This is a genomic window from Streptomyces sp. VRA16 Mangrove soil (genome assembly GCF_017377775.1).
Taxonomy (GTDB): Bacteria; Actinomycetota; Actinomycetes; order Streptomycetales; family Streptomycetaceae; genus Streptomyces.
Genome location: NZ_JAFVLN010000005.1, coordinates 349,909 through 374,875, shown reverse-complemented (window position 1 = coordinate 374,875; position 24,967 = coordinate 349,909). Strand labels below are relative to the sequence as shown.

Genomic DNA, 24,967 nt, shown 5'->3' with positions numbered 1-24,967 from the left:
CGGGCCCTCACGCGTGCGTCGTCTCAGCCGTTCGAGACGTGGACGTAGTCGACGACCAGCTGCTGCGGGAACTGGGTGCTGCCATCCGGATCCCCCGGCCAGTAGCCGCCCACCGCCAGATTCAGGATCACGAAGAACGGCTTCTCGAAGACCCACTGGTTGCCGCCCACGTCGGCCGGGGTCCGCGTCTGGTACACGGTGCCGTCCACCGACCACTTGATCTGGTTCGGTGACCAGTCCACGGCGAAGGTGTGGAAGTCGTCGGCGAACGCCTGGCCGCCCGGCAGCGAGTACGCCGCGCCGATCCCGCCCGAGCCCGAGTAGCCGGGGCCGTGGATCGTGCCGTGCACCGTGGACGGCTCGAAGCCGACGTTCTCCATCACGTCGATCTCGCCCGAGTTCGGCCAGCCGACCGATCCGATGTCGTCGCCGAGCATCCAGAACGCGGGCCACATGCCCTGCCCGCGGGGTATCTTCATCCGCGCCTCGACGTGCCCGTGCGTCGTGGAGAACTTCCCCGACGTGTTGAGCCGCGCCGACGTGTACTGGCACGTCCCGTACCAGCACTGGTAGTTGGACGGGTTCTCCTTGCGGGCCGTGATGACCAGATGGCCCTGGCCGTCGAGCGCCGCGTTCGCGTTGCCCGCCGTGTAGTACTGCCGTTCGTGGTTGTTGACGTTGTCGCCGGTCTCGATCTGCCACTTCGAGCCGTCGACCGCCGAGCCCGCGGGCCCGTCGAAGTCGTCGGAGAAGGTGACCGCGGCCGCCTTCGCGGCATCGGCGTTCGCGGCGTTCGCGGCGGGGACGAGCCCCGCGCCGAGACACAGGAGCGCGGCCGCGCCCAGGGGAATCCTGCGGCGCAGGGCGCTGCGGGAACGGTGTGAACTGCGCATGAGGCATCACGTCACTTCGGGTAGGGGGATCGTGCCTGTCTCTGACACGCCAGAAAGTGAAGACAAGGGAGGTGCGCGTGGTGCGATGAGTTCAAGGGTTGATTTAAGGGGTGCGTGGAAGAGGCGTCAAGGGATTCGTCCGTACCGACTTCCGCCCCACGGCATTCCGTCGGGCACGACGAAGAGCCCCGGACGCCAGGGGCGTCCGGGGCTCGGGAGAGGTTCGCGCTAGTGGTCGCGCAGCGCCTTGATGAGCTCGTCCTTGGTCATCTGCGAGCGTCCGTCGATGCCGATCTTCCTGGCCTCGCGGTACAGGTCGTCCTTCGTCCGGTCCTCGTACGCGCCCGCCTTTCCGCCCTTGCGGCCGGTAGCGGAGCGTGACGATCGGGCCGCGTCATTGGCGATCCGGGCCGCCTTCTCCTTGCTCGCCCCCTCCCGTCGCAGGGCCTGATACGTCTTCTCGTCCTTGATCTGCGCTCGGGGCACAGCCGCCACCTCCCGTGGGGGTCGGGTCATGAGCTGCTCCTTCCTGGGTACCCCGGGTGCGGCACGACCGCCACACGAGCGCCGTACTAGGGTGCTCGGCGATCACATGAGCCGAGTGAACAGGGAGTACCGGTGACCACGCTGCGTTGCGCCGTGCTGGACGACTACCAGAACGTCGCCGGGGAGCTGGCCGACTGGGAGAGCCTCGCGGGCCGGGTCGACGTCCGCTTCCTCGACCGGTACATCCCCGACCACGACAGCCTCGTGGCCGAGATCGCCGACTGCGAGATCGTCGTCGTGATGCGCGAACGCACCCCGTTCCCGGCCGAGTTGTTCGCCCGGCTGCCCCGGCTGCGCCTGCTGATCACCTCGGGCCTGCGCAACGCCGCCATCGATCTGGCCGCCGCGGCCGCGCACGGCGTCACGGTCTGCGGCACCCCCAGCAACTCCGAGCCGCCGGCCGAACTCACCTGGGCCCTGCTGCTCGGCCTCGCCCGCGGTGTCGTCACCGAGAACGACAGCCTGCGCGCGGGCGGCCCCTGGCAGTCCACGCTCGGCGCCGATCTGCACGGCCGCCGCCTCGGACTCCTCGGGCTCGGGAAGATCGGCACCAAGGTCGCCCGGGTCGGCGCGGCCTTCGGCATGGACGTGACCGCCTGGAGCCGGAACCTCACCGAGGAGCGCGCCGCCGAGGCGGGGGCGAGCCTCGCCGCCTCCAAGGAGGAACTCCTGGAGACCAGCGACTTCGTCTCCGTGCATCTCGTGCTGAGCGAGCGCACCCGCGGCCTGATCGGCGCCGCCGAGCTGAAGCGCATGCGCCGCACCGCCTACCTGGTCAACACCTCGCGCGCCGCGATCGTCGACCAGGACGCCCTGGTCCAGGCCCTGAACGAGGGCTGGATCGCGGGCGCGGGGAGCGACGTCTTCGAGGCCGAACCCCTCCCGCTCGACCACCCGCTGCGCTCCGCGCCGAACTTCCTCGGCCTGCCGCACCTCGGCTATGTCACCCGCCGCAACTACGAGGGGTACTTCCGTGGCGCCGTCGAGGACATCGAGGCGTATGTGGCGGGCAGCCCGGTGCGCATCCTCGGCTGACGGCGAAGGCCCGTCGTCCCCGCGGCCTCAGCGGCGTACGAACTCTTCCAGTACGTCACTGAGGCCGGGGAACGCGTCGAGCACCGCGGCCGTCGCGAACTCGTGGTCCGCGTAGTCGAACCCGGGCGTGACCACCTCGGCCACCAGCCCGAGCCGGGCCGGCCCCACCAGGCGTGACGCCTTCCACCAGCCGCCCGGCACCAGCAGGAACCGCTCGTCGTCCGGCCCGAGCAGGGTGCGCGAGAGCGTGCCCTCCCGGTCGACGGTGACGTACTCCAGCGGGCCGCCGTCGATCAGGAAGTGCAGGATGTCGCTGCGATTGCGGTGCAGCAGCCCGCGCGGCTGCCGCTCGTCGAGCAGGTAGTAGATCGACGAGGCGGCCGCGCGCGGGCCGTGCGGGGTCGCGATCTGCCCGGGGGCCGTGTAGATCCGCCGGAAGTGGCCGCCCTCGCCGTGCGGTTCGAGGCCGAGCTCGGTCTGCCAGTCACGCAAGGGGGCTCCTCCCGAAGGATCGTCGTCACCGCGAGCCTAGGCGCCCCGCGGGGGCCACGGCACGTCGGTGAGCACGGGCAGCAGGTGTTCCTCCTCGTAGTCGAGGTGCGCGGTCAGTTCCTTCGTCATCCGGTCGAGTTCCGTGCGGAAGGCACGCGGGTCGGCGTTCGCCACGTCGTCGAGGAGGGCCGCCAGGGACCGCTGGATGCGGGCCACCTCGACGTGCTCGGCGCGCAGCCGCTCGAAGACGTCCGCCAACCGCGGGTGCCACCGGGCGATCCCGGGGAACAGGTGCCCGTCCTCGCTGTCGTGGTGGAACTCCAGGGACTGGCAGAACGCCAGACAGTGCTGCCGGATCTGCAGCCCGAGGCCCGGCACCGAGGCGTCCGGTGAGGCGAAGTGCGCATCGGTCTCCTCGCGTACGCGCTCCAGCTGCTCGCGCAGCCAGATGTGCACCTGGAGCAGTTTCCCGGCGAGCGTCGTCACCGTCGTGGTCGCCTTCGTCGCGGGGCGGTCGAGGATCACCACCGGGAGGGTGCGGGAGGTGGCCGCCTGGTGGACGGCGTACCCGGGAGCGGCGCGGACGACGGCCGCGAAGAGGGCGTCGCGGCGGGCGCCCTGTGCGGGCAGCGCCACGGCCTGGAAGGTCTCGCCGTCGGCCTCGACGGTCACGACGGGGCGGGCCAGCAGGTTGTGGTACCAGTCCGGATGCCGGTCGGAGCCGAGGTTCGAGGCGACGACGAGCAGCCGGCCCGCGTGCCGGACGCAGCCGAGCGGAACGGTGTGCGGGCGGCCCGAGCGGGCCCCCGTCGTGGTGAGCAGCAGTTGACCTGAGGTGCGGTGGGGGAGGGCGGAAGAAGGTGTTTCGGGCATGCGGAGTCGGATCTCCAGACAGAACGGCGCGCGGCCGGAACGGAACGAGGAAAGCGGCAAAAAGGCGATGCCGAAGGAAGGCGGTGGGCGTGAGGCCGAGGCGGAGATCAGACGGCGCGCACACGTCGCGGTCGGTGCCGCGCGGTGAAAGAACTCATGGGGTCGTCCCTGAGTGACAGGGTGCTCGCCCGGCGTCCGGCCGGCCCATTTCTCTTTGGCCGGGGCCACGCGGCACCGCCGTCATGGAAACAGACGACACGGCCCGCTGCCAAGTCCGTGTCCGGAGACATTCCCAACGCAGCGATCATGACGGGGAGTTGGCGTGGCAGACTGCCGGCGGATCACCCCCGGAAAACCCCGCCTCGCGACGAAGGAGCCCGCCCATGACGTCATCCGCATCCCGCATCGACACCAGCAGGGCGCACCCCGCCCGTGTCTACGACTGGCTGCTCGGCGGCAAGGACAACTATCCGGTCGACGAGGCCGTCGGCCGCAAGCTGCCCGCGCTCGCCCGCGACGCCGCCCGGCAGAACCGGGAGTTCATGCAGCGCGCCGTCGCCTGGCTCGCGGGACAGGGCGTCGACCAGTTCCTCGACATCGGCACGGGCATCCCCACCGCTCCGAACGTGCACCAGATAGCGCAGAGCGTCCTGCCGTCAGCTCGGGTCGTCTACACCGACAACGACCCCCTCGTGCTGCGGCACGCGCAGGCGCTCCTGGGCGGCACCCCCGAGGGCGCCACCGACTACATCATGGGTGATGTGCGCGAGCCCGACGCCATCCTCGAGCACGCACGCACGGTGCTCGACTTCGACCGGCCCGTCGCCCTGTCCCTGATCGCGCTGCTGCATTTCGTCACCGACGACCAGGACCCGTACGGCATCGTGCGCGGGCTTGTCTCGGCTCTGCCGTCGGGCAGCCATCTCGTCCTCACCAACGCCTCCTCCGACTGGGCCCCCGACCTGTCCCGGCAGGTCGACGAGGCGTACGAGAAGGCGGGCATCCGGCTCGCCCTGCGCACGTGGGAGGAGGTCGCCCGCTTCTTCGAGGGACTCGACCTCGTCGGCCCGGGCCTGGTCATGGTCTCCGAGTGGCACCGGGGCGAGGACGCGCCCGACCCCGAGGACACCGCCAGCGGCGTCTACGGGGCCGTCGCGCGGATTCCCTGACCCCCGGGGCGCGGGCCCTCAAGATCGGGAGAATCAGGCTGGAAACGGACTGTGATTACCCGTGGGTTTTCATCGACTTCACAAGCGCTCGGCAGTAGAACTCGTTCCCCCTCCAACGAGAGTGAGGAACCGGACATGACCGATGCCACCCGCCCTGAAGTCGCCCGCAACGGGCTGACCCGCCGCGGATTCCTCGTAGGAACAAGTTCTCTTCTCGGTGCCGCGACCCTGACCGGGCGTGCGGCGGCGGCCCAGCCCCGTACCGCCACGGCCGCCGTCGCCGACGGCGCCCATGTCCCCGCGCTCGTCGTCGGCACCGGCTACGGCGGCTCGGTCGCCGCCCTGCGGCTCGCCGAGGCCGGAGTCGACGTGCAGATGGTGGAGATGGGCATGGCCTGGGACACCCCGGGAAGCGACGGCAAGATCTTCGCCAACACCACCCAGCCCGACTACAGATCCTTCTGGCTGCGGACCAGAACCAGACAACCGATCAGCAACTTCCTCGGCTTCCCGATCGACAAGGACGTCCCCCGCCACACCGGCATCCTCGACGCCGAGGAGTTCGCCGGGATCGTCGTCTACCAGGGCCGCGGCGTCGGCGGCGGCTCGCTGGTCAACGGCGGGATGGCGGTCACGCCCAAGCGGGAGAACTTCGCGGCGATCCTGCCGTCCGTGGACCCGGCCGAGATGTACGACACGTACTACCCGCGCGCCAACGCGGGCCTCGGCACCGGCACCATCGACCCGGCCTGGTTCGACACCACCGACTGCTACCAGTACGCGCGCGTCGGACGTAAGCAGGCGCAGCGCTCCGGCTTCCCGTTCGTGTTCGTGCCCGACGTGTACGACTGGGACTACATGGAACAGGAGGCCGCGGGGACGGTGCCGAAGTCGGCGCTCGCCGGCGAGATCCTCTACGGCAACAACTACGGCAAGAAGACGCTGCAGAAGACCTATCTCGCGCGGGCGAAGGCAACCGGACGGGTCGTCATATCGGCGCTGCACAAGGTGACTTCGGTGACCCCCGCGGCCGGCGGCGGGTACACGGTCCGCATCGACCAGCTCGACACCACCGGCGCCACCACCGCGACCAAGGAGATCACCGCGGACCGGGTCTTCTTCGCCGCGGGCAGCGTCGGCACCAGCAAACTGCTCACCCGGCTCAAGGCCACCGGAGCCCTGCCCGCGCTCAACGACGAGATCGGCAAGGGCTGGGGCGACAACGGCAACGTCATGTGCGGCCGCGCCAACCACCTCTGGGACCCCACCGGCGCGCTCCAGGCGTCCATCCCCACGGGCGGCATCGACAACTGGGCCGCGGGCGGCGCCTTCGCCGAGGTCGCCCCGCTGCCGACCGGCATCGAGACCTACGCGTCGTTCTACCTGTCGATCACCAAGACCCCGCACCGCGCGCAGTTCACGTACAACCCGACGACCGGCGGTGTCGACCTCGACTGGCAGAAGGCGTGGAAACAGACGTCGATCGACGCCGCGAAAACCATCTTCGACAAGATCAACGCGACCGAGGGCACCATCTACCGCACCGACCTCTTCGGCACGTACAAGATCTGGGGCGACCACCTCACGTACCACCCGCTGGGTGGCGCCGTCCTCAACAAGGCGACCGACAACTACGGCCGCCTGCAAGGCTATTCGGGCCTCTACGTCATCGACGGCGCGCTGATCCCGGGCAACACCAGCGTGAACCCGTTCGTGACCATCACGGCGCTCGCCGAGCGCAACATCGCGCGCATCGTCGCCACTGACCTGTGAGCCGGCGCGTCCTGCCCGGGTACCGCCGCCCGCACGGGGGTCAGGGCTTGGGCAGGACGCACACCGCGTCGAGACCGAGCACGTGATTGAGCCGCCCGAACGCCAGCCACGAGCCGATGGCCATGCTCAGCTCCACGATCTCGCGCTGGCTGTAGCGGGCGGTCATCCGCCGCCAGAACTCCTCGTCCAGACCGTGATGGTCGAGCGCGTACCGCTCGGCGTACTCGGCGGCGAGCCGGGTCCGCTCGTCGAAGGCGACCGTGGTGCGCCACTCGGTGACCGCGTCGGCGAACGACTCCTCGACCTTCTCCCCGTCCCGCTCGGTCCGCCAGTCCAGGCAGAACAGACACCCGTTGATCTGCGCGATCCGTAGCCGCGCCGCCTCGAACTCGCGCAGCCCGAGCGTCGAGTGGTCGTAGACCGACATCGAGAACTGCGCGGCCGCGGGGCCGATCCCCGGCACCAGCTCGCCCCACACGTACGGGATCGGTTCGTTGTCGTCCGGTATGTCGATGCGCAGGGTCATGACTGCTGCTTCCTTCCGAGCCGGCCGGTCGCGGGACGCAGGGGCACGTCGAGCGCGTCGTAGAGTCCGGGCGGCGCCGCCGCCAGCCACTCGATCGCGCCGACCAGCCGGCCGACCGCGGTCGCGTTGCCCCCTGCCGAGTGGTTGCCGCCCTCGTCGGTGGCCTGCACGGTCACCTCGATGTGCGGACGGCCCTCGATGACGACGCGGTGCGCACCCGCCCCGCCGCCGGGTGGCGACGGCCAGTCCGGCGCGCAGGACGGGTGGATGCGCGTGACGTGCTCGACGACGAGGCGCACGTCCCCGTCGACGACGCCCTGCACCTCGAACCGGACCGCGCCCTGGGTGCCCGCCGCGAAGTCGCCCATCGTCGCCGTCGTCACGTCGCTCTCCAGCGCGCGGCGCTCCGACGTCTCGCGGATCTCGTCGAGCCGGACCCCGAGAGCGCGGGCGAGCAGCCGGATCTGGCCGCCCCACACCATCGTCGGCACCGACTCGGCGAGCATCAGCGGCTCGTACTCCATGGGATGCCCCATGCCGACCAGATGCCGGACCGAGTCCTCCTGGTCGTACGTCGAGTAGTCGAAGATCTCCTGGCAGCGGACGACGTCGACGCGGGTGCCGAGACCGCTGACGAGCAGCGGCAGCACGTCGTTGGCCCAGCCCGGGTCGACCCCCGACACGAACAGCGAACCGCCGCCCTCGGCGATCGCCGCGCGCACCGGGTCCGTGAAGTCGGGCGGCGCGCTCGGCGGATCGTAGAGCGGATAGAGGGACGGCGTGACGACGACGGCCCCGGCGCGCAGCGCACGGCAGATGTCCGTGAGCGCCTCGTCGGGGCGCAGTTCGCCGGAGGCCGCGTACACGACCGCACCGGGCCGTGCCGCGAGCACCCCCTCGACATCCGTCGTCGCCGCCACCCCGAGGACGTCGTCGAGCCCGGCGAGCGCGCCCGCGTCGCGGCCCTCCTTCGCCGGGTCGTGCACCAGCACACCGGACAGGGCGAGCGCGGGGTGGGCGGCGACGGCCCGGATCGCCGCGCGGCCCACGTTGCCTGTACCCCAGACCACCGTGGAAGTCATGCGCCGGAGCGTAACCTGATGGTCTGTCAGTTCATAGAGTCTTCACGTCAGTTGGGAGCGCGCGGCGGCGACGGCCTGCTCCGCGTATGCACGCCCGAACAGCACCGTGTGCACCAGCAGAGGGAAGAGCTGGTGCAGCGGGATCCGCTCGCGCCAGCCGTCGGCGAGCGGCGCGACCTCCTGGTACCCGGCCAGGATCGCGCCGAGATGCGGCGCGCCGAACAGGTCCAGCATCGCCAGGTCGCTCTCGCGGTGCCCGCCGTGCGCGGCCGGGTCGATGAGCCAGGCGGCGCCGTCGGTGTCCCACAGGACGTTGCCGTTCCACAGGTCGCCGTGCAGCCGGGCGGGCGGCTCGGCGGGCCCGGCGAGTTCGGGCAGCGCCTCGCAGACCCGCTCGACGGGCTTCGCCTCGGCGGGGCGCAGCGTCCCCTCGTCCACGGCCCGCCGCAGATAGGGCAGCACGCGATGCTCGGCGAACCAGGCGGGCCACGTGTCGCCCGGCTCGTTGCGCATCGGCGCGAGCCCGATGTACGCGTCGACGGGCCCGTCCGGCGGCGCCGCGCCGAAGGCGGGGGCGCCCGCGGCGTGCAGCCGCGCGAGCGCCCGCCCGAACCGCACGGCGCCCTCGGCGCTCGCCCGCCCGGCCTCGACCCGGTCGGTCACCAGCCAGCGCCCGTCGTGCCCGTGCACCTGCGGCACCCGCACCGCGCCCGCCGCGGCGAGCCAGCGCAGCCCGGCCGCCTCCGCCCGCGCGGCGCCCGGATCGTCGGCGGACTTGGCGATCACGGTGCGCCCGTCGGCGAGGGTGACTTCGGCGAGATGCGCGGAGAGCCGGTGCTCGCCGGTGGCGGGGAACCGGGTGAACTGCTCCGCGACGGTCGAGGCGTCGGACATGCCGCTCAGCGTAGAGGGGGTGGCGCCGGGATCGGCGGACGGCCGGGGCGTTGACGGGCCGGGCCGCGCCCTGATCTGCTGCAGGGTGATCAACGCGACCGTAAGCCTGGGGAGTTGAGCAGAGTGCCGAATGGACGCGATGCCGTGCTCGCGGTGCAGCACACGCCCGCGGGCGGCCTCCGACGGGTCGGCGACTGGCTGCGGGCCGCCGGACTCGACGTACAGGTCGTGCGCCCGTACGCGGGCCAGGCGCTGCCGGAGACGCTCGACGGGCGGCCGCTGCTGGTGCTCGGGGGCGGCTACCTCCCGGACGACGACGCGCGCGCCCCCTGGCTCCCGGCCACCCGGGGCCTCGTCGCCCAGGCCCTCGACGACGGCAGCCCGCTGCTGGGGATCTGCCTCGGCGGGCAGATGCTCGCGCAGGTCGCGGGCGGCAGCGTCGAGGGCGAGCACGGGACGCCCGAGTTCGGCAGCACCGACATCCGGCTGCGTCCCGAGGCCGCCGGTGATCCGCTGCTGCACGGGCTCGGCCCGGTGGTGCCCGCCGTCGAGCGGCATGTCGACGCCATCACCGAACTGCCGCCGGGCGCCGCCTGGTTGGCGTCCAGTGCCGACTGCCCCCACCAGGCGTTCCGGGTGGGGGAGCGGGCGTGGGGCGTCCAGTTCCATCCCGAGGTGGGCGCCGACAGGGTCGCCGCCTGGGACCGGGACGGGCTGGTGGCGCGGGGCGTCGATCCCGACCGCCTGTACGCGCGGGCCGCCGCCGACGAGGACGCGGCCGTCGCGGCGTGGTCGGTGTTCACGGAGCGGTTCGCCGGGGTGTGCCGGGGCTGAGAGCCTGTCTTTGAACCCCCGCCTGCGCCCCGACGCCCGGCACGACGCACGACGATCGCACGCACCGACCGCCGCTGCGCCCGCCCTCCGGGCGGACGACGGGGGTTCAAAGACAGGCTCTGATCGCCGGGGTGCGTCGGGGCTGACCCGCTCCTGCGACGGCGTCGCTCGGCAGGGGATCAGCTCGCTGCGCGCCGCGAGGGCCGCAGCCCGTGTCCGGTGCGCCGCTCCGGGCCGGCCTCGCTCTGCGCCGGGACCGGTGCGGGCCTGCGACCCGGCCGCCATGCCGATGCGACGAAGCTGGTCAGCGCCCCGGCGAGCAGGCCCCAGAACGTCGAGCCGATCCCGAGCAGCGTCACACCGGACGCGGTGGCGAGGAACGTCACCGCCGCCGCCTCGCGCGCCGTCGGATCGCTCAGGGCCGTGGCCAGGGACGCCTCGATGGTGGCGAGCAGACCGACGCCCGCGACGGCCATGACGAGCGCGTGCGGCATCGCGGCCAGCAGCGAGACCACCGTCGCGCCGAGCAGTCCCACGCACAGATAGAAGACGCCGGACCACACGGCCGCGAGATAGCGCCGCCCGCGATCGGGGTGCGCCTCCTCGCCGGTGCAGATCGCGGCGGTGATGGCCGCCAGATTCAGCCCGAACGCCCCGAACGGCGCGAGCACCGCCTGCACGACGCCGATCCACGTCATCATCGGCGAGACGGGAGTGTCGTAGCCGGAGTTGCGCAGCACCGCGACACCGGGCAGGTTCTGCGACGCCATCGTCACGACGAACAGCGGCACACCGACACTGATCAACACCTTCCAGTCGAACGCCGGGGTCGTGAACACCGGTTGCGCGAGCGACAGCCGGATCCGCTCCAGATGCCAGCCGCCCGCCAGGACCGAGGCGACGACGCCGGCGCCGAGCGCGACGAGGACCGCGTACCGGGGCAGCAGCCGCCGGGCCAGCAGATAGAGCGCGAACACGGGGAAGACGACGGCGAAACTGCCGTCCATGGCGGCGAACAGGCCGGTACCGAAGTGCAGCAGCACACCGGCGAGCAGCGCCGACGCCAGGGGTACCGGGATACGGTCCATCGCCTTCGCGAACCATCCCGTCACCCCGCTCACGATCATCAGGACCGCACAGAACAGGAACGCGCCCACGGCCTTCGCCATGGACACCCCGGCCAGGCTGGTCGCCAGCAGCGCCGCACCCGGCGTCGACCAGGCCGTCACGATCGGCGCCCGGTACCGCACCGACAGACCGACGGAGAGCAGGGCCACGCCGACGCCGATCGCCAGCATCCACGAGGACGTCTCGCGGGTGTCCGCGCCGGCGGCCCGCGCCGCCGTGAACACGAGCGCGGCCGAACTCGTCACGCCGACCAGCACGGCGATGAGCCCCGCCGCGACGGCCGTGGGCGGGGCGACGGCACGTATGCGGGCGAGCGGGGAGAGGGGCGGGGGCATACGAGCATCACCTTCAGGGGCGTACGGCAGGTGTTCCATAAACGGAACGTTCTGTTTGTGGAACACTAGGGACGCGGGCGACGGCCCGTCAACCGGATACGGGATCAGCTGTTCAGCTACGGGCGGGAGCCGCGGCGATGGGCCTGAACGACGAAGTGGGACGCAGGCTCAAGGGGCTGCGTCAGGACGCCGGTCTCACCCTGTCCGAGCTGGCCCGCCGCTCGGGCGTCGGCAAGGGCACCCTCTCGGAACTGGAGAGCGGCCGCCGCAATCCGACCCTGGAGACCCTCTACGCCCTGACCACCGTGCTCGGCCGCCCGCTCAGCGCGGTCCTCGACGACCCGCCGCACGGCGCCACCGAGGGCGTCTCCGGAAGCGCCGTCACCGCGGTCCTGATCGAGCGGTACGAGGACGCGGACGCGGCCACCGACGTCTTCCGGATCACCATCGCCGAGGGCGCCGTCCAGGAGTCGGCCGCGCATGTCGCCCGCACCACGGAGAGCCTGATGGTGCTCTCCGGCACCGCCGTCGTCGGCCCGCCCGACGCGCTGCGGGCCGCGGGACCCGGCGCCCACGCGCACTGGCCGGCCGACGCGCCGCACGTGTACAGCGCACCGCACGGAGAGGTCCACGGGATCCTCTTCGTGCGGTATACGAAGGGCTAGTTCCGGCCGGTCGGCCGGCCGTACGTCAGGACTGCGGCGGCGACGGGTTCGGGTTCACGTCCTGGAGCTGCGAGATGTCGACCGACTCGTCGGCGGACGGGGTCTTGGCGGGCACCGGCTTGTCGTAGTCGCCGAGCGTCATCGTGACGTCCTTGTCGCCGCCCTTCTCCGTCGCGCGGACCAGGCGGTGCGGGTCGTCCGACGTCACGTACAGCGTGACCGTGCTGCTGCCCTCGTGCCCCGTGAGCGGCACGACGCCCGTACCGGCGATCTTCGTCTCGTCGCCCTTGGTGAGGTTCTCCTGCGCCGCGCTCGCCGAGCCGCCCTCCAACTGGCCCCGGAAAGCGTCGAGATCGCAGGTCTGGGCGAGCCCGTCGAGCATCGGGTCGTCGGTGGTGCCGTGCACGTAGCGGTCCCCGAACAACTGTGCCGCGAGCGCGCCCGAACCGCCGCCGACCTGGGTCTTCCAGAACGTCGTGTCCGGCTTCATCCACACCTCGTCGCCGCGTTTGACGAGGGCGACGCTGCCGCCGTCGGCGCCGCCGACGCCCATCCGCAGGGAACCGGCGCAGTTGCCGTCCTCGTCGAGCCGCAGATCGAACGAGGCCGGGACGCGCGTGTCCCGCTCGGTGTCCGACCGGTTCGTCACGGTGATGTGCAGGGAGTGCGCGTCGAGGAGCTCCTTCTTCGCCGCGTCGGCCAGCTGCTGCGCGCTGAGGTCCGAGGCGCCGCCGCCGTCGGCGAACGCCGGGAGCGGCGCGAGAACGCTCGCGCACACGAAGGCGGCGGCCGCCGTGCCCCGTGCCCCGCGTGTTCTGCGCGTCCGCCCTGCTCCGGCTGCTGTGGGTAGGGGTGTCATGACGTCACCTCGCCGTCCCGGACCGTCACGCCCTGATGCCCGAAATGCCCTTAGATTCTACGTTCGTCACCTCGCCGGTGTCGCATCGGTGGGCCCGGTGCGAGGGCGCCCGTCAGTCGTCCTTGCCGCACACCCGCAACCCCACCGGCGTCCCGCACGGCAGATGCCCGTGCGCGGCCACGACACCCTTGCCGGTGCCGTTGTCGACCGCGTACGCGAGGAAGCTGGAGGCCGGCGAGTCGGCGGGCGGACGGCCGTAGGTGTAGGCGTACTCGATCTCCCGGTACGGGTAGCCACCCGCGTCGAGCCGGTCCGGATCCGGGGTGCGGCCGTCCAGGGCGAGCCGGTGCAGACCGTGCGGGGCGTCCGGCGGCGACGCGGCCCGCAGTTCCGTGTAGCCGAGCGCGCCGGGGGTCCGGGCGACGGTCTCCAGGACCTGCTCGGTCGAATCGAGTTCGCAGCGCAGCACCGACAACGTGCGCGAGGTGCGGTTGACGCAGTCGTCCGACGTGGCGGGCGGCTCGTCGGCGCCGTCGAGCACGCGCTTGGTCAGCGCGGACCGGGTGCCGGAGCCGGAGGTGCGGCTGACGAGCACGACCGGCAGACGGGGCCCGCCGAGCTGCGACCAGTCGCGGATCTCGCCGCGGTACAGGCGGCGCACGTCGGCGGAGGACAGGTTCGTCAGCCGTACGTCGTCGTGGACGACGAGGGTGAACAGCGACACCGCGATCCGGCTCTCGCTGAGCCGGGTGTAACTCGCCGGACGCGGCCCGTCCGAGAACGCGACGACACTCGCTCCCTGCTGCGGTTCCCCCTCGGACAGGGCGAGTTCACGCACCCCGGTGCGGCTGCCGTCGGCGGCGACCGTGATCCGTGGCCGGCCCTGGCAGTGGTCCCGGTACTTCTGCGCGAGCTCCTTCATGACCGGCTCGAACGCCGTGGACCCGGTGAGCCGCAGCGAGCCCGTCTCGCAGTCGGCGGGCAGCGGGGCCGGCAGCAGCAGCGGCAGGCTCACCGCGGCGATCAGCGCGAGGCCGAGCACCATGGTGGTCCAGCGGGCCTTCGTGCTGAACACCGGCGGCTTCTCGTCGGGGGTGAGGCTGTGGTTCTCGTGCAGCGTGCCGTCGCGGACGTCGCCGGTGACCGTGACCCTGTCGCCCTCCTGGCCGCCGGTGAGCAGCACGAGGATCTTGTAGAACGCGCCGGGCTTCAGCGGGACCCGGGGGATGAGCAGGGTGCTGGGACCCACCACGTGCAGACCGGGCTCGTTCTCGAAGTAGCCCATCAGATTGGCGTGTTCCTCGGGCAGTGTGACGTCCTGCGCCTGGATGCGGCGCCCGGTGAACTCGGCGGTCAGGCCGTACTCCCGCGGTGAATGGATGTAGTCCGACTCCTCGACGTGGCGGGTGCCGTCGTTCTCGATGCGCAGCAGCACCAGGGTGGCGTCGCGCATCGCCGGCAGGTCGTTGAAGAGCCCGAGCCGCGGATCCTCCGCGTCCGCCGGGCCGTTGTGCCCTATGGCGATGTCCATCTGCTTGCGGAAGCCGATGCGTCTGCTGCGCCGGGCCCACAGGTCGGCGGCGAACGGAATGACCATGGAGACGACGCCGAGGACCAGGCCCGCGACGGTGAAGATGATGTCGAGCCACCCCATGGCCCCGACCGTACGGACTCTCCCGGGAGACCAGGAGAGTCCGGAACCGTCCTTCGTCCAGTGTTCGTCGGGCGTTCAACTCGGCTCTGGGGCAGAGGAGGCCGCGGCCGTGATCCGACGCCCGGCCGGCAGCCCGCCGACCCCGGGGAGCAGGGCGAGGGCCTTGGCGGTGGGGTCCGCGCGCCGGTGCCGCGAGGCCGCGGTGACGGTGAACGGACAGGCGCAGCCGTGCACCGGACCCGCCGGGGGCGGGAGCTGCGGCAGGTGCGCCGTGGACGGATGGGCCATCAGGGCTACGAGGGAGGCCGGTTCGGTCTGCGAAGCGCAGCGCGGGGAGCGGACGGCGCACACGACGGCCCCGCAGAGCGCCACGTTCGAGCCGCTGCTCGGCCGGCTGCAGGACCACCTCGGCCGCGACCTGACCCTCGCCGACATCGCCGGTCGCGCCGGCGTCAGCGCCCGCACGCTCATGCGGCGCTTCCGGGAACAGGCCGGCACCACTTCGCTGCAAGGGTTGCACCGGGCGCGGGCGCGGCAGGCCCGGCATCTGCTGGAGACTGTCGGGCATCCCATCGGGCGTCCCGCCGGGCATCCCGTCGAGCGGATCGCGCAGCAGGTCGGATTCGGCTCGCCGAGCGTGTTCCGCCACCGCTTCAAGCGGACCATTTCGGCTCGCTGACCGTGTTCCGCGACCGCTTCAGGCGGACCATTTCGGCTCGCTGACCGTGTTCCGCGACCGCTTCAGGCGGACCATTTCGGCTCGCTGACCGTGTTCCGCGACCGCTTCAGGCGGACCATTTCGGCTCGCCGAGCGTGTTCCGCGACCGCTTCAGGCGGACCACTTCGGCTCGCCGACCGCGTTCCGCGACCGCTTAAAGCGGACCGCGGGCGGTCAGCCCGCAGGCCTACCGGCGCAGCTTCAGCCGACCGCCGGCCGCCGGGTTGTCGTGTCGCGCCCCAGCCAGCCGTAGAGGACCACCGAGCACACCGCCGCGCAGGCGCACCACGTCGAGATGAACTCCCAGCGCCACAGGGCCGCACACACCGCCGCACCGGTCCCGGCGAGCACCCCGAGCAGCACCAGGCCCGCCTCGCCGGACAGCAGCAGCGAGCCGATCGTTGCCAGCAGATAGCCGGCGAGCAGCCAGGCGGGGTGCGGGAGCCCGATCGCGTACCCCATCGTGTGGCCGCGCACCTCGGCCGTGACGGTACGCGTCGCCAGGACGTACGCGAGGGCCGCCGATGTGGCCACGCCCACGGCGAGCGGGACCCACAGACGGCCGCGGGCCCGCCGCGGCGCCGCGCACAGCACGCCCACCGGCACCCACAGCGGCAGCAGGGGCAGGGCGATCACCGCCCACGCGATGGTCGCGGGCCCGCTGCCGCCGCCGTCGTTCCAGATCACCGCCTCGATGATCTGGTGCGCCCCGAGCAGCAGCGGCAGCGTCGCCAGTGGCAGCGCGGCGCGCCGCGTCCGGGCCGCGCGCGACACGCAGCCGATGCCCACGGCGGTGATCGCGCCGCCCGCCACCAGATCGGCCGTCGCACTCCAGCACATGCCGGCCACGCTACGTTCCCGAGGCCCGCGACGACATCGGGGCGCGCCCCGCCCCATGGTCGATGTAGGCGGCATGTATATTCTTTCCATATGCATCTATCTGGAGATCCGGCGGCCGACGAGCCGGCGGCGGCCCGGTCGGTGTCCGGCGATGCGGCCGGCATCGCCGCGACGGGGCGCATCGAAGGCGCGGCCCGAGGTCTGCTGCGCGGGATCGCGCAACTGTCCCAAGCCCTGTTCAGGGCAGGGGAGTTCGGGTACACCCGCAGCCAGGTCTCGGTGCTCGACGCCCTGGAGTCGGGGCCGTGCCGGGTGACTGCGCTCGCCGTGCGCACCGGCATGGCGCAGCCCCGGGTCACCGTCATCCTGCAGCAGTTGCAGGAGGCGGGACTCGTCGAGCGGCGGCGCTGCGCGGACGACCGGCGTGCCGTGGAGACGACGCTCACCGACGCGGGACACGCCTTGATGGAGCGGGGCAGGCAGCGGATGGCCGTCGCCCTGCTCGGCGCCCTCGACGGCGGCGTCGAGGATTCGGAGCGCGCGGTGGCCGCCGCGCGGGCCGCGATCATGCCCCTGGTGGATGCCCTGCACAGGAACACCGTTGAATCGGAGGCCAGTTGACCACCCCGGGCACCCTGCCGGACCTGTCCACCTCGAACGAACCCGCCGGTGCGGGCCTGGCCCCGCACCGTGTCGCCGGACCCCGCAGATGGTGGGACGGCGTGCTCGCCGCCGACCCCGGACTCGGTCAACACCAGTCGGGTTGGCGGGCGTTGGTCGCCATGGTCACCTCGCTCGCCGTCGGCTACTGGATGGCCGAGGCGCTGGCCATCCCCGACATGATCGGCATGATGGTCGCCGGGATGATGGGCCTGATGAGCGCGTTCGCGGTCGCCGAGAACACCTGGGACCGGCTCGCCCGCGCCATCCTGTGGATGCCGTTCCCCTACAGCGCCGTGCTGTGGGTGTGCGCGACCCTCGACGGGCACCGCACCGCGCAGATGGTCCTCATGGTCGCCGCGCTCGCCCTCACCTTCCTGCTCGCCAGATTCGGCCCCTTCGCGCTGGTCACCGGCATGATGCTGTTCAACGGCCTGATGGTCGGCATGCTCGCCGGGATCCCCGCCGCCCTCGTCGGCAAGACCTTCGCCGTCGCCCTCGTCGCCGCGGCCGCCGTCCTGCTGACCCGGCTGCTGCTCTGCTTCCCGATGCCCCGTGAGGACCTGCTGCGCACCCAGCGGGCCTTCGTCGTGGAGGCCCGGCGCGTCGCCGACGCCGCCGTCGAGGCCCTCGACCCCGACGCCGACCAGCAGCGCGCCGTACGCCGGATGACCCGCGCCCTGCGCCGCCTCAACATCACCACCGTCACCATCGACGGGCGCCTCGCCCAGCCCGAGGTCGCCGCCGACCCCGTCGTCGCCGAACTCCTGCACCGGCACCTCTTCGACGCCGAGCTCGCCCTGCGCGGCATCGGCCAGGCCGCCGCCGACCTGACCAGGCTGCCCGTCCCCGCGCCGCTGCGCGAGGCCCTCGCCGTCGGCCTGGCCCTGGCCCGCGACACCCCGCTCGGCCGCGCCGAGGGCCTGCGCCCAGCGGCCGCGCACATCCAGGAGCGCGCCGAGGCGATCCTGCGCGACCCGGCCGCCCCCGCCGACGACGTCGAGGCCGCCGTCCTCGCCCGCCGCGTCGGCGACCTCCTCGACACCCTCGCCGACGCCCTGCGCAACTGGCTCGAACTCGGCCGGCGCAGCTGCGCGAGCGCCGCCGACGTGCCGTTCCAGCCGACCGTCGCCCTGGAGAACAACCGGCTGCCCGGCTCCGCGGGCCCCGCCCGCCGGGTCCTCGCGGCCGGCACGGAATCCGGCTGGCGGCGCGCCGTGCCGTACATCCGGGTCCCCGTGCACGCCGCGATCGCCGCCGCCGTCGTCTGCCCCATCGCCGACGCCATCGACCCGCGCCGCTTCTACTGGGGCCTGGTCGGCGTGATGATCACGCTGTTCGGCACCAACACCACCCACGAACGGCTGCGCAAGTTCGCGCACCGCATGATCGGCACCGCGCTCGGCGCCGTCCTCGGCATCGCGCTGCTGCACCTCGTCGGCCGCGACCACGTCTACGCCACGCTCGCCGTCATCGTCGCCGGTCTCGCCTTCGGCGCCTGGGGCATGCAGCGCGCGTACGCCTGCTGGGTCGTCGGCCTCGTCGTCGCCCTCACCCAGCTCTACGGCATGACCACCCCCGACAGCGGCATGGACCACCTGCTGGGGGAGCGGATCCTCGACAACGGCATCGGTGTCCTCGTCGCCACCGCCTGCGCCGCGCTGATCTTCCCGCTCTCGCGCCGCACCGTCGTCAGGGAGGCCGAGCGCGGCTACGTCGACGCACTCGCCCAGGTGATCCGCCAGGTCGAGCAGCGCTGGGACGGACCCGAGGCCCCGGTGCGGCTGCGCGGCGCGGCCCGCGCCGTGGACGCCGCGCTGCTCCAGGTGCAGGGCATCGCCCGGCCCCTGGTGCGGATGCCGGTCGGGGTGCGCGGCCCGGCCGCCGAGCACCGGGTGGCGCTGCTCGCCACGGCCACCGGGCACGCCCGCACCCTCGCGGCGGCCGCCGACATCGACGTGGACCTGCCGCCGCGCCTCGCCGAACGCGCCCGCCTGGTGACCGAGACCCTCGTCGCGTCCCTCAGGGAACTCGACCGGTGCTACGCGACCGGCGAACCCGAGGGCGCCTGGCGCCGCGTCAGCCCGCTTGTCCGCGAGCTGGAGACCGAGCTCGCCCCCGCGGCGCCGGGACCGCGCGCCGACCGGCTGCGCACCGCCCTGCGGGAACTCGCCGCGCTGGACGAGACCATGGCTGCCTACGCCGAACAGGTCGGCCTCCCGGTCGCCGCCCCCGGGCGCGCGGCGCCGGCCGCGGCCTCGCCGATGCAGCGCACCACCCGTGCGGTGATGGCGGCCTGGGGGGAACCGCACGGCCGCGGCCGTACCACGGCGACGGCCCGGCTCACCGGTACCGTCCACTGCGACACGCACCCCGAGGGCTGCCCCGCCTGGATCACCGTGATCAGCGCCCGCGGCAAGCGCCTCGCCAAGTCCCAGGCGCACCACGGCAGTTACACGGTGGACGGCCTGCCGGCCGGCATCCACACACTCGTCGTCTCGGCCGCCCGGCACGCCCCGCGCGCCGAACTGGTCACGGTGGACCCGGCGTCCGGGACCGTACGGCACGACATCGCGGCGGCGCGCTGACGCGGACGGCGGGCGGCCCGCGCCTCAGCGGGCCGCCCGCACCTGCGGGGTCACGGTGAACTCGCCGCTGAAGGCGCTGGCGGCGCCGTCGCGTCCCGCCATCTCGATCGCGTACCCCTCGCCGTTCACGATGGTCGGCAGCACCGTGGCCGTCTCGCCCTCGGGCGCGGCCCCCAGCTTCGCCGCGAGCTGCGCCACCCGTCCCTCGTCCCCGTGCACGAGCCACATGTCGAGCTCCTGCCCGGTGGCGTTGCGCCACGTGACGAAGACGCTGCCGCCCGCCTGATGGACGGAGCCCGCGGCCGGCGCGGTGACGGTGAGTGCCGCGTCGGGAACGGCCGCGCCCGCGGACGCGAGAAGGAGCAGGGGGACGGCGGCCAGGGACAGAATTCCGGTGCGGCGCATACGACGACCTCATGACGCGGGAGACGACAGGACGGCGGATCCTCCGCCCCGTGACGGTCGGGTGCGGAGCGGAGGACGGACATCAGAGGTCTGCCACCCGGACAAGATCACGAAAGGGGCCGTCGCACAGCCCCACCCCATGGGGGACGGCACTGTCCCCGAACCGGCGGAATCGACAGGACAGCACCCGGACACGCGCGCATCCTCGCGCCCGCGCGCCCGCGATTCGGTCGTTCCGTACGGCCGACAAGCGTGATCGGGCGCAGACTGGAAACGCGACACAGACGCGAGCTCCGGCCGAAACCAGGCACGGAGGACGACGGGGGACCGGAAACGAGGTGGGACCGGATGACCGAGCGCAGCGACGGCATGGGCGACGAGGTGTACCAGCCCGGCGATCCTGACGCCCACGAGGACGAGGGCATCCTCGATGTGGAGGACACCCTCAACGACCGCGGCGTCGACCCGTACGACGAGGGCTGGTCACCGCCCGAGCGGCCCCTGGGCGTCGAGCACACGGGCGTCACGGCGGCCGAGCGGCTGCACGGCGAGAGCCTGGACGAACGTCTCGCGGAGGAGCGCCCGGATCCGGTGATCGACGCGTACGAGGCGCTGGAGTCGGGCGACGACGACGCGGACGGGATCGGCGATCTGCGCGGCGGCGAGGGGGAGCCGGTCGACCTCGAGGTGGGCGGACGCCGGGCGGGACGCCTGGTCGCACCCGACGAGGGCGCCCACGAGGACGCCGAGAAGGACATGCTCGCCGCGGACGTGGGCTTCGGCGGCGGCGCCGCCTCGGCGGAGGAGGCCGCTGTGCACCTGGTCGACGAGGACGACGTGTACGAGGACGACGCGTATGAGGTCGACGCGTATGACAAGGACGCCTAGGTCATCGGGATCATTGAGTTCGTCGCGGTCGTCGTGGTCGTCGCCGTTCTCGAGAGGTTCGAGGCCGGCGCGGCGGGAGAGGGCGGGGGCCGCGGTGCGGCCGTGTGATCACTGCCCCAGGGCGGCCGCGGCCAGCATCAGAGCCGCCGACACGAATCCGGTGGACAGCGCCGCGATCGGCGCTCCGAGAGCGACACGGTCCGCCACGAACTGGCGGGCCGTGATACCTATGCAGACCACGCTGACCGCTCCCAGGAACATCGCCACGTAGATGAGCACGAACCGTCCTCCTTGGTGCGGGCCGGAACCCGGGCCGGCCTCCATCCTCGCGTGGCGGACGGCACGGCGCACCCGGGCGGCGGGCACGGCCACGAAGGAGACGTATGGACGGACAGACCTGGCTGGTGCTGGCGACGATCGCCGCGGCGGTGATGCTGGTGGCCGCCGCGGTTCTGCTCGTACGCGTGTTCAAGGCCCGGCGGCTGCTGATGGACGCCGGGATCCCGCTGCGCAACAAGGCCCTGTTCTGGACGGCGGTGGTCTACACGATCTCGCCCGTCGACCTGCTGCCCGACCCGATCTACCTGGACGACATCGGGGTGCTGCTCGTCGCCCTCAAGGCCCTGCACTCCGCCGCGCAGAAGGCGGGCCTGGAACGGGCTAACCGCGACTGAACGGCAGCTTCTGGGTCAGCCAGGTGACCAGCGCGCCCGGGTTGCGGCTCTGGGTCCACAGCCGGCCGGGGCCGGTGAAGTCGAAGACGAGCCCCTCGCCCGACTTCAGCGTCTGCATCAGCCCGCGCGTCACTTTGCGGGTCGTGTACGACACGCCGTCGTCGAAGGCGACCAGGTGCCCGGAGTCCAGGACCAGCTGCTCACCGGCCTTCAGCTCGACCTCGTCGAGCGCGCCGTAACAGGCGGCCAGCACCTGGCCCCGACCCTCGGCGCGGACCAGGAACCCGCCCTCGCCGCCCGCCAGGTTCTTGAACCCGCCCCACTTCGTCTGCAGGTCGACGCCGTCGGACGAGCACAGCCACGCCCCGCGCGCCAGATTCAGCCCGCCGTCGACGTCGACCGCGGTCACATCGCCCGGCAACTGGGCCGCGACATCCACCCAGCCGCTCTCGGACCCCGCCGTGAACCGTGTGACGAACAGCGACTCGCCGCCGAGCACGCTCCGCTTCAGGCCCCGCATCAGGCCGCCGTCCGCCTTCGCCTCGACGGCGATCCCGCCCGAGGTCGCCATCATGGCCCCCGACTCGGCCCGAACCGACTCGCCCGGCGCCAGGTGCACGCGGGCCACCGCGAAGGAGGGGTTGTGTCGTACGTCGATGTCCATGCCGACCACGCTACGGACGCCGCCCCGCCCACCGCCTCGGCCGAAAGTCGCGGGCCCCGCGACCTTCGGCCATGCCTGCTCGCCGAAAACCCTTGGACAGCGCCGTAGCCGCTCCCGCCACGGCGGACGCATGTCTACGCCCCGAATCTCCTGGCCGAGGACCCGCTTCCACGCCGGAAGTGTGTCCCTCTGCTTTTTCGGAGCGTCATCGCCACGGACTGCGTCTCGGCTGCTTTGCCCAGGAGCACGACACACGCGACCCGCGGCGCACGGTCCGGGAGCAACTGGCCGCCGCGGCGCTCGTGGAGGCGGAACGGCTCCGACCGCCGCCGCGATCCGGACAACCGGCGGCGTGAAGACGCCGTGGGAGCCCTGTGTGCGGCGCGCGCAGGGCGCCCGGCGGGCCGTCCGCTGACCCGCCGCTTCACCGGGCCCTCACACCACATTCCGAACACGTTGCGCGCACCGCCCCAGGTGGCGCGGCAGTAACTCCCCTGTTTCCACGGCCGGTTCGGGTGCCCCACGTGTCCCGTTCGATTGACGCGGCCACGCCGGTGCCGCACTGTCGCCGACGTCATGATGGAGTTGCGCCGGCCCGCGCCGTCGGCGCCGGTCTCAGGGGGAACCATCATTCGGCTCAGACCACTTCGCGGCGCGCGCACCTCGTTGCGCGCCACCCTTCTCGCCCTCGCCGGGGCCGCCGCGCTCACCGCGGCCGCCGTCCCGGGAACCGCCCAGGCGGCCCCGGCCGAGCAGACTCGCACCACTCAAGTGACGTACCAGGGACGCACGTTCACCGTGCCCGCCTCCTGGTCCGTCGTCGACCTCGCGAAGGCGCCCGACACCTGCGTCCGCTTCGACCGGCACGCCGTGTACCTGGGTACACCGTCCGCGCAACAGGACTGTCCCGCCAAGGAGTTGGGGCGCACCGAAGCCGTCCTGATCCAGCCGGAGCGGGGCAGGAGCTCCGCCGCCGGCCAGGTCACCGAGAACCGTACGGCGAAGACCTACCGCGCCGACGCCGACGGCCTCACCGTCACCGCCGCCTACGGCAGCGACAAGAAGACCGTGCAGAACGTGCTGCGCAGCGCCGACCTGCCGGTCGACGACGCCACCGAGGCTCCCGCCGCGGGCGCCGCCCCGGCCGTCAAGGCGGTCCCGACGGACGCCACGTCCTTCCAGGGCAAGGGCTTCGACAAGTGTGACGCGCCCTCCACCGCCCAGCTGAACGCCTGGCACGACGCCTCCCCGTACAGCGCCGTCGGCGTCTACATCGGCGGCGTCAACGCGGGCTGCCCGCCCTCCTTCGACGCGGCCTGGGTGCAGACCCAGTACGACAACGGCTGGCGGTTCTTCCCGATCTACGTGGGACCGCAGGCCGAGCGCGGCGCGGGCAGCTGCACCGGTGACTGCGAGGTCATCACCGACCCGGTGCCGCAGGGCGCGGCCTCGGCGCGGGACGCGGCGGCCCAGGCCGAGAGCCTCGGCTTCGCCAAGGGCTCGGTCCTCTACTTCAACATGGAGCAGTACACGCGCGGCGGCGCGGTCAGCGACCGGGTGCTGGCGTTCATCCAGTCCTGGACCACCACGCTCCACGAACTCGGGTACGTCTCCGGCGTGTACGGCAGCGTCTCGTCCCTCATCACCGACCTGGTGGCGCAGGACGGCACGGGCTACGTGCAGCCCGACGTCATCGACTTCGCGCGCTGGGTGGCTCCCGGGGGCGAGGCGGGCGAACCGCCGGCCGACACCGGCGACCCGCAGATCCCGGACCACATGTGGGCCGACCACCAGCGCATCCGCCAGTACTCGGGCGATGTCACCGAGACCTACGGCGGCGTCACGATGGCGATCGACGCGGACCTGCTCGACGTGGGCCAGGGCGTCGTCCAGCCCCCGCAGCAGAAGGACACCGCGCTCACCTACACCGGCCCGACGTCCCTCTCCGACGGGTCGCCCGCCGAACTCTCCGCCACCCTCACCGAGAAGGACGGCGGCGCTCCCGTCGCCGACCGGGAGGTCGCCTTCGCGCTCGGCGGCGACACGGCGCAGACCTGCACGGCGAAGACCGACGCCCAGGGCGCGGCGAGGTGCACCGTCGCCTCGGTCGACCAGCCGCTCACCGCGGACGCGACGGTCCCGCTCACCGCGTCCTTCGCGGGCGACGACGCCTACAAGGCGTCGCAGGCCGAGGCCCTGCTGAAACTCCAGTACGTCACCGGGCGCGCCTACGGCCTGAACGCCAAGGTGTCCGCCCTCGGCCTGCCCGTCAGCATCGGCCCGGCCCCGGACACCGGCACGGTGCGCACGGCGGGTGCGACGAAGAAGATCCCGCCCTGCACGGCGAGCGTCAACGCCGTCGTCCTGTCCGCCTCGGCGCTCTGCGCCGACGTCACGACGACGACGGGACCGAGCGGCGCGAGCGCCGGCGCGACCGTCGACAAGGTGCGCATCGGCCTCACCGGACTCCCCGTCGTCGAACTGTCCGGCGTCAGGTCCGAGGTCCACAGCACCTGTTCGGCCACGACCGGCGGCACGGGTCTCACGCTCAGGGTCGGCGGCTTCCCCGTCGACGTCGGGGACGAGCCGAACGCGGTGGTCGACCTGGGCGCGGGTGCCAGGCTCGTCGTCAACGAGCAGACCAGGTCCGGTGACGGACTGACGGTCGACGCGGTGCATCTGACGGCCCTCGCGGGAGCCGTCGACATCGTGGTCGCCTCCAGCACGGCGGCGGCGCACAACTGCGGCTGACGGACGGGCAGGTGCCCCGGT

At 72.6% G+C, this 24,967-nt stretch carries 23 protein-coding genes and 2 pseudogenes; 11 read left to right on the top strand and 14 right to left on the bottom strand.

What is annotated here, in order from left to right:
• Positions 1-32: 32 nt before the first annotated feature.
• Positions 33-893, bottom strand: a pseudogene (locus tag J3486_RS16740) (family 16 glycosylhydrolase); the annotation flags it as partial.
• Between the two features lie 228 nt (positions 894-1,121).
• Positions 1,122-1,409, bottom strand: coding sequence for a Rho termination factor (locus tag J3486_RS16735; protein ID WP_229378102.1), 288 nt, complete (start codon positions 1,407-1,409; stop codon positions 1,122-1,124).
• Positions 1,410-1,511: 102 nt separating this feature from the next.
• Between J3486_RS16735 and J3486_RS16730 the strand changes: the two genes are divergently transcribed.
• Positions 1,512-2,474 carry a D-2-hydroxyacid dehydrogenase family protein gene (locus tag J3486_RS16730; RefSeq protein WP_307804837.1) on the top strand — a complete coding sequence of 321 codons (963 nt, stop codon included), beginning with the start codon at positions 1,512-1,514 and terminating at the stop codon, positions 2,472-2,474.
• Positions 2,475-2,501: 27 nt separating this feature from the next.
• Here the strand turns inward: J3486_RS16730 and J3486_RS16725 are convergent, their stop codons facing one another.
• On the bottom strand, positions 2,502-2,966 hold the full coding sequence (locus tag J3486_RS16725) for a cupin domain-containing protein (RefSeq protein ID WP_207821100.1): 465 nt from the start codon (positions 2,964-2,966) through the stop codon (positions 2,502-2,504).
• A 36-nt stretch (positions 2,967-3,002) separates the two neighbouring features.
• Positions 3,003-3,839 carry a nitroreductase/quinone reductase family protein gene (locus tag J3486_RS16720; RefSeq protein WP_207821099.1) on the bottom strand — a complete coding sequence of 279 codons (837 nt, stop codon included), beginning with the start codon at positions 3,837-3,839 and terminating at the stop codon, positions 3,003-3,005.
• A 383-nt stretch (positions 3,840-4,222) separates the two neighbouring features.
• Here J3486_RS16720 and J3486_RS16715 point away from each other — a divergent pair, with 383 nt between their 5' ends.
• Positions 4,223-5,008, top strand: a complete 786-nt coding sequence (locus J3486_RS16715; RefSeq protein WP_207821098.1) for an SAM-dependent methyltransferase — start codon at positions 4,223-4,225, stop codon at positions 5,006-5,008.
• 135 nt (positions 5,009-5,143) lie between these two features.
• Complete coding sequence (locus tag J3486_RS16710) at positions 5,144-6,781, top strand: GMC oxidoreductase (protein WP_207821097.1); 1,638 nt, start codon at positions 5,144-5,146, stop codon at positions 6,779-6,781.
• A 40-nt stretch (positions 6,782-6,821) separates the two neighbouring features.
• On the opposite strand, the gene J3486_RS16705 is transcribed toward J3486_RS16710, so the two are convergent.
• From J3486_RS16705 to J3486_RS16695, 3 genes are read right to left on the bottom strand one after another with little or no spacing between them, the layout of a single operon-like run.
• Positions 6,822-7,307, bottom strand: coding sequence for a carboxymuconolactone decarboxylase family protein (locus J3486_RS16705; RefSeq protein WP_374194729.1), 486 nt, complete (start codon positions 7,305-7,307; stop codon positions 6,822-6,824).
• Positions 7,304-8,389 carry a dihydrodipicolinate reductase gene (locus J3486_RS16700; protein ID WP_207821096.1) on the bottom strand — a complete coding sequence of 362 codons (1,086 nt, stop codon included), beginning with the start codon at positions 8,387-8,389 and terminating at the stop codon, positions 7,304-7,306. The genes J3486_RS16705 and J3486_RS16700 overlap by 4 nt, the downstream gene beginning before the upstream one ends.
• A 42-nt stretch (positions 8,390-8,431) precedes the next feature.
• Entirely contained in the window at positions 8,432-9,283 is an 852-nt protein-coding gene (locus J3486_RS16695; protein ID WP_207821095.1) for a fructosamine kinase family protein, read from the bottom strand.
• A 123-nt stretch (positions 9,284-9,406) separates the two neighbouring features.
• Here J3486_RS16695 and J3486_RS16690 point away from each other — a divergent pair, with 123 nt between their 5' ends.
• Positions 9,407-10,117 carry a type 1 glutamine amidotransferase gene (locus tag J3486_RS16690; RefSeq protein WP_307804836.1) on the top strand — a complete coding sequence of 237 codons (711 nt, stop codon included), beginning with the start codon at positions 9,407-9,409 and terminating at the stop codon, positions 10,115-10,117.
• Positions 10,118-10,296: 179 nt separating this feature from the next.
• Here the strand turns inward: J3486_RS16690 and J3486_RS16685 are convergent, their stop codons facing one another.
• Positions 10,297-11,580: a benzoate/H(+) symporter BenE family transporter gene (locus J3486_RS16685; RefSeq protein ID WP_207821094.1), complete on the bottom strand. Its 1,284-nt coding sequence runs from the start codon at positions 11,578-11,580 to the stop codon at positions 10,297-10,299.
• A 137-nt stretch (positions 11,581-11,717) separates the two neighbouring features.
• Here J3486_RS16685 and J3486_RS16680 point away from each other — a divergent pair, with 137 nt between their 5' ends.
• The gene (locus J3486_RS16680; protein ID WP_207821093.1) at positions 11,718-12,245 is read left to right on the top strand and encodes a helix-turn-helix domain-containing protein; all 528 of its coding nucleotides are present in this window, start codon (positions 11,718-11,720) and stop codon (positions 12,243-12,245) included.
• A gap of 25 nt (positions 12,246-12,270) precedes the next feature.
• On the opposite strand, the gene J3486_RS16675 is transcribed toward J3486_RS16680, so the two are convergent.
• Both J3486_RS16675 and J3486_RS16670 read right to left on the bottom strand, forming a co-directional pair.
• Positions 12,271-13,104 (bottom strand): hypothetical protein, encoded by an 834-nt coding sequence (locus J3486_RS16675; protein WP_229378101.1) that lies wholly within the window; start codon positions 13,102-13,104, stop codon positions 12,271-12,273.
• A gap of 112 nt (positions 13,105-13,216) precedes the next feature.
• A complete protein-coding gene (locus J3486_RS16670) occupies positions 13,217-14,758 on the bottom strand; it encodes a PstS family phosphate ABC transporter substrate-binding protein (RefSeq protein WP_207821092.1) in 1,542 nt (513 codons plus the stop codon).
• A 358-nt stretch (positions 14,759-15,116) separates the two neighbouring features.
• Here J3486_RS16670 and J3486_RS16665 point away from each other — a divergent pair.
• Positions 15,117-15,437 (top strand): annotated as a pseudogene (locus J3486_RS16665) (AraC family transcriptional regulator); the annotation flags it as partial.
• Positions 15,438-15,677: 240 nt separating this feature from the next.
• Here J3486_RS16665 and J3486_RS16660 read toward each other — a convergent pair.
• Entirely contained in the window at positions 15,678-16,316 is a 639-nt protein-coding gene (locus J3486_RS16660; RefSeq protein ID WP_207821090.1) for a DUF6629 family protein, read from the bottom strand.
• Positions 16,317-16,406: 90 nt separating this feature from the next.
• Here J3486_RS16660 and J3486_RS16655 point away from each other — a divergent pair, with 90 nt between their 5' ends.
• Together J3486_RS16655 and J3486_RS16650 are read left to right on the top strand one after the other, a co-directional pair.
• Positions 16,407-16,937 carry a MarR family winged helix-turn-helix transcriptional regulator gene (locus J3486_RS16655; protein ID WP_207821089.1) on the top strand — a complete coding sequence of 177 codons (531 nt, stop codon included), beginning with the start codon at positions 16,407-16,409 and terminating at the stop codon, positions 16,935-16,937.
• Positions 16,934-19,564 (top strand): FUSC family protein, encoded by a 2,631-nt coding sequence (locus J3486_RS16650; RefSeq protein WP_207821088.1) that lies wholly within the window; start codon positions 16,934-16,936, stop codon positions 19,562-19,564. Before J3486_RS16655 ends, J3486_RS16650 begins: the two co-directional genes overlap by 4 nt.
• A 24-nt stretch (positions 19,565-19,588) precedes the next feature.
• On the opposite strand, the gene J3486_RS16645 is transcribed toward J3486_RS16650, so the two are convergent.
• Positions 19,589-19,969, bottom strand: a complete 381-nt coding sequence (locus J3486_RS16645; RefSeq protein WP_207821087.1) for a Ser-Thr-rich GPI-anchored membrane family protein — start codon at positions 19,967-19,969, stop codon at positions 19,589-19,591.
• A 348-nt stretch (positions 19,970-20,317) separates the two neighbouring features.
• Here J3486_RS16645 and J3486_RS16640 point away from each other — a divergent pair, with 348 nt between their 5' ends.
• Entirely contained in the window at positions 20,318-20,857 is a 540-nt protein-coding gene (locus J3486_RS16640; protein WP_207821086.1) for a DUF5709 domain-containing protein, read from the top strand.
• Positions 20,858-20,965: 108 nt separating this feature from the next.
• On the opposite strand, the gene J3486_RS16635 is transcribed toward J3486_RS16640, so the two are convergent.
• On the bottom strand, positions 20,966-21,136 hold the full coding sequence (locus J3486_RS16635; RefSeq protein WP_207821085.1) for a hypothetical protein: 171 nt from the start codon (positions 21,134-21,136) through the stop codon (positions 20,966-20,968).
• A 104-nt stretch (positions 21,137-21,240) separates the two neighbouring features.
• Between J3486_RS16635 and J3486_RS16630 the strand changes: the two genes are divergently transcribed.
• Positions 21,241-21,531: a YkvA family protein gene (locus J3486_RS16630; RefSeq protein WP_207821084.1), complete on the top strand. Its 291-nt coding sequence runs from the start codon at positions 21,241-21,243 to the stop codon at positions 21,529-21,531.
• On the opposite strand, the gene J3486_RS16625 is transcribed toward J3486_RS16630, so the two are convergent.
• Positions 21,518-22,195, bottom strand: coding sequence for a TIGR00266 family protein (locus tag J3486_RS16625; protein WP_207821083.1), 678 nt, complete (start codon positions 22,193-22,195; stop codon positions 21,518-21,520). The two genes, J3486_RS16630 and J3486_RS16625, sit on opposite strands and share 14 nt — an antisense overlap.
• A gap of 666 nt (positions 22,196-22,861) precedes the next feature.
• Here J3486_RS16625 and J3486_RS16620 point away from each other — a divergent pair.
• Complete coding sequence (locus J3486_RS16620) at positions 22,862-24,946, top strand: choice-of-anchor P family protein (RefSeq protein ID WP_229378100.1); 2,085 nt, start codon at positions 22,862-22,864, stop codon at positions 24,944-24,946.
• Positions 24,947-24,967: the final 21 nt, after the last annotated feature.

Coding starts and splice junctions, on each gene's coding strand:
- J3486_RS16705 (WP_374194729.1), bottom strand. CDS start 7,307: ATGACCCTGCGCATCGACATACCGGACGACAACGAACCGATCCCGTAC.
- J3486_RS16680 (WP_207821093.1), top strand. CDS start 11,718: ATGGGCCTGAACGACGAAGTGGGACGCAGGCTCAAGGGGCTGCGTCAG.
- J3486_RS16640 (WP_207821086.1), top strand. CDS start 20,318: ATGACCGAGCGCAGCGACGGCATGGGCGACGAGGTGTACCAGCCCGGC.
- J3486_RS16660 (WP_207821090.1), bottom strand. CDS start 16,316: ATGTGCTGGAGTGCGACGGCCGATCTGGTGGCGGGCGGCGCGATCACC.
- J3486_RS16675 (WP_229378101.1), bottom strand. CDS start 13,104: ATGACACCCCTACCCACAGCAGCCGGAGCAGGGCGGACGCGCAGAACA.
- J3486_RS16645 (WP_207821087.1), bottom strand. CDS start 19,969: ATGCGCCGCACCGGAATTCTGTCCCTGGCCGCCGTCCCCCTGCTCCTT.
- J3486_RS16710 (WP_207821097.1), top strand. CDS start 5,144: ATGACCGATGCCACCCGCCCTGAAGTCGCCCGCAACGGGCTGACCCGC.
- J3486_RS16685 (WP_207821094.1), bottom strand. CDS start 11,580: ATGCCCCCGCCCCTCTCCCCGCTCGCCCGCATACGTGCCGTCGCCCCG.
- J3486_RS16630 (WP_207821084.1), top strand. CDS start 21,241: ATGGACGGACAGACCTGGCTGGTGCTGGCGACGATCGCCGCGGCGGTG.
- J3486_RS16735 (WP_229378102.1), bottom strand. CDS start 1,409: ATGACCCGACCCCCACGGGAGGTGGCGGCTGTGCCCCGAGCGCAGATC.
- J3486_RS16715 (WP_207821098.1), top strand. CDS start 4,223: ATGACGTCATCCGCATCCCGCATCGACACCAGCAGGGCGCACCCCGCC.
- J3486_RS16720 (WP_207821099.1), bottom strand. CDS start 3,839: ATGCCCGAAACACCTTCTTCCGCCCTCCCCCACCGCACCTCAGGTCAA.
- J3486_RS16625 (WP_207821083.1), bottom strand. CDS start 22,195: ATGGACATCGACGTACGACACAACCCCTCCTTCGCGGTGGCCCGCGTG.
- J3486_RS16700 (WP_207821096.1), bottom strand. CDS start 8,389: ATGACTTCCACGGTGGTCTGGGGTACAGGCAACGTGGGCCGCGCGGCG.
- J3486_RS16695 (WP_207821095.1), bottom strand. CDS start 9,283: ATGTCCGACGCCTCGACCGTCGCGGAGCAGTTCACCCGGTTCCCCGCC.
- J3486_RS16670 (WP_207821092.1), bottom strand. CDS start 14,758: ATGGGGTGGCTCGACATCATCTTCACCGTCGCGGGCCTGGTCCTCGGC.
- J3486_RS16655 (WP_207821089.1), top strand. CDS start 16,407: ATGCATCTATCTGGAGATCCGGCGGCCGACGAGCCGGCGGCGGCCCGG.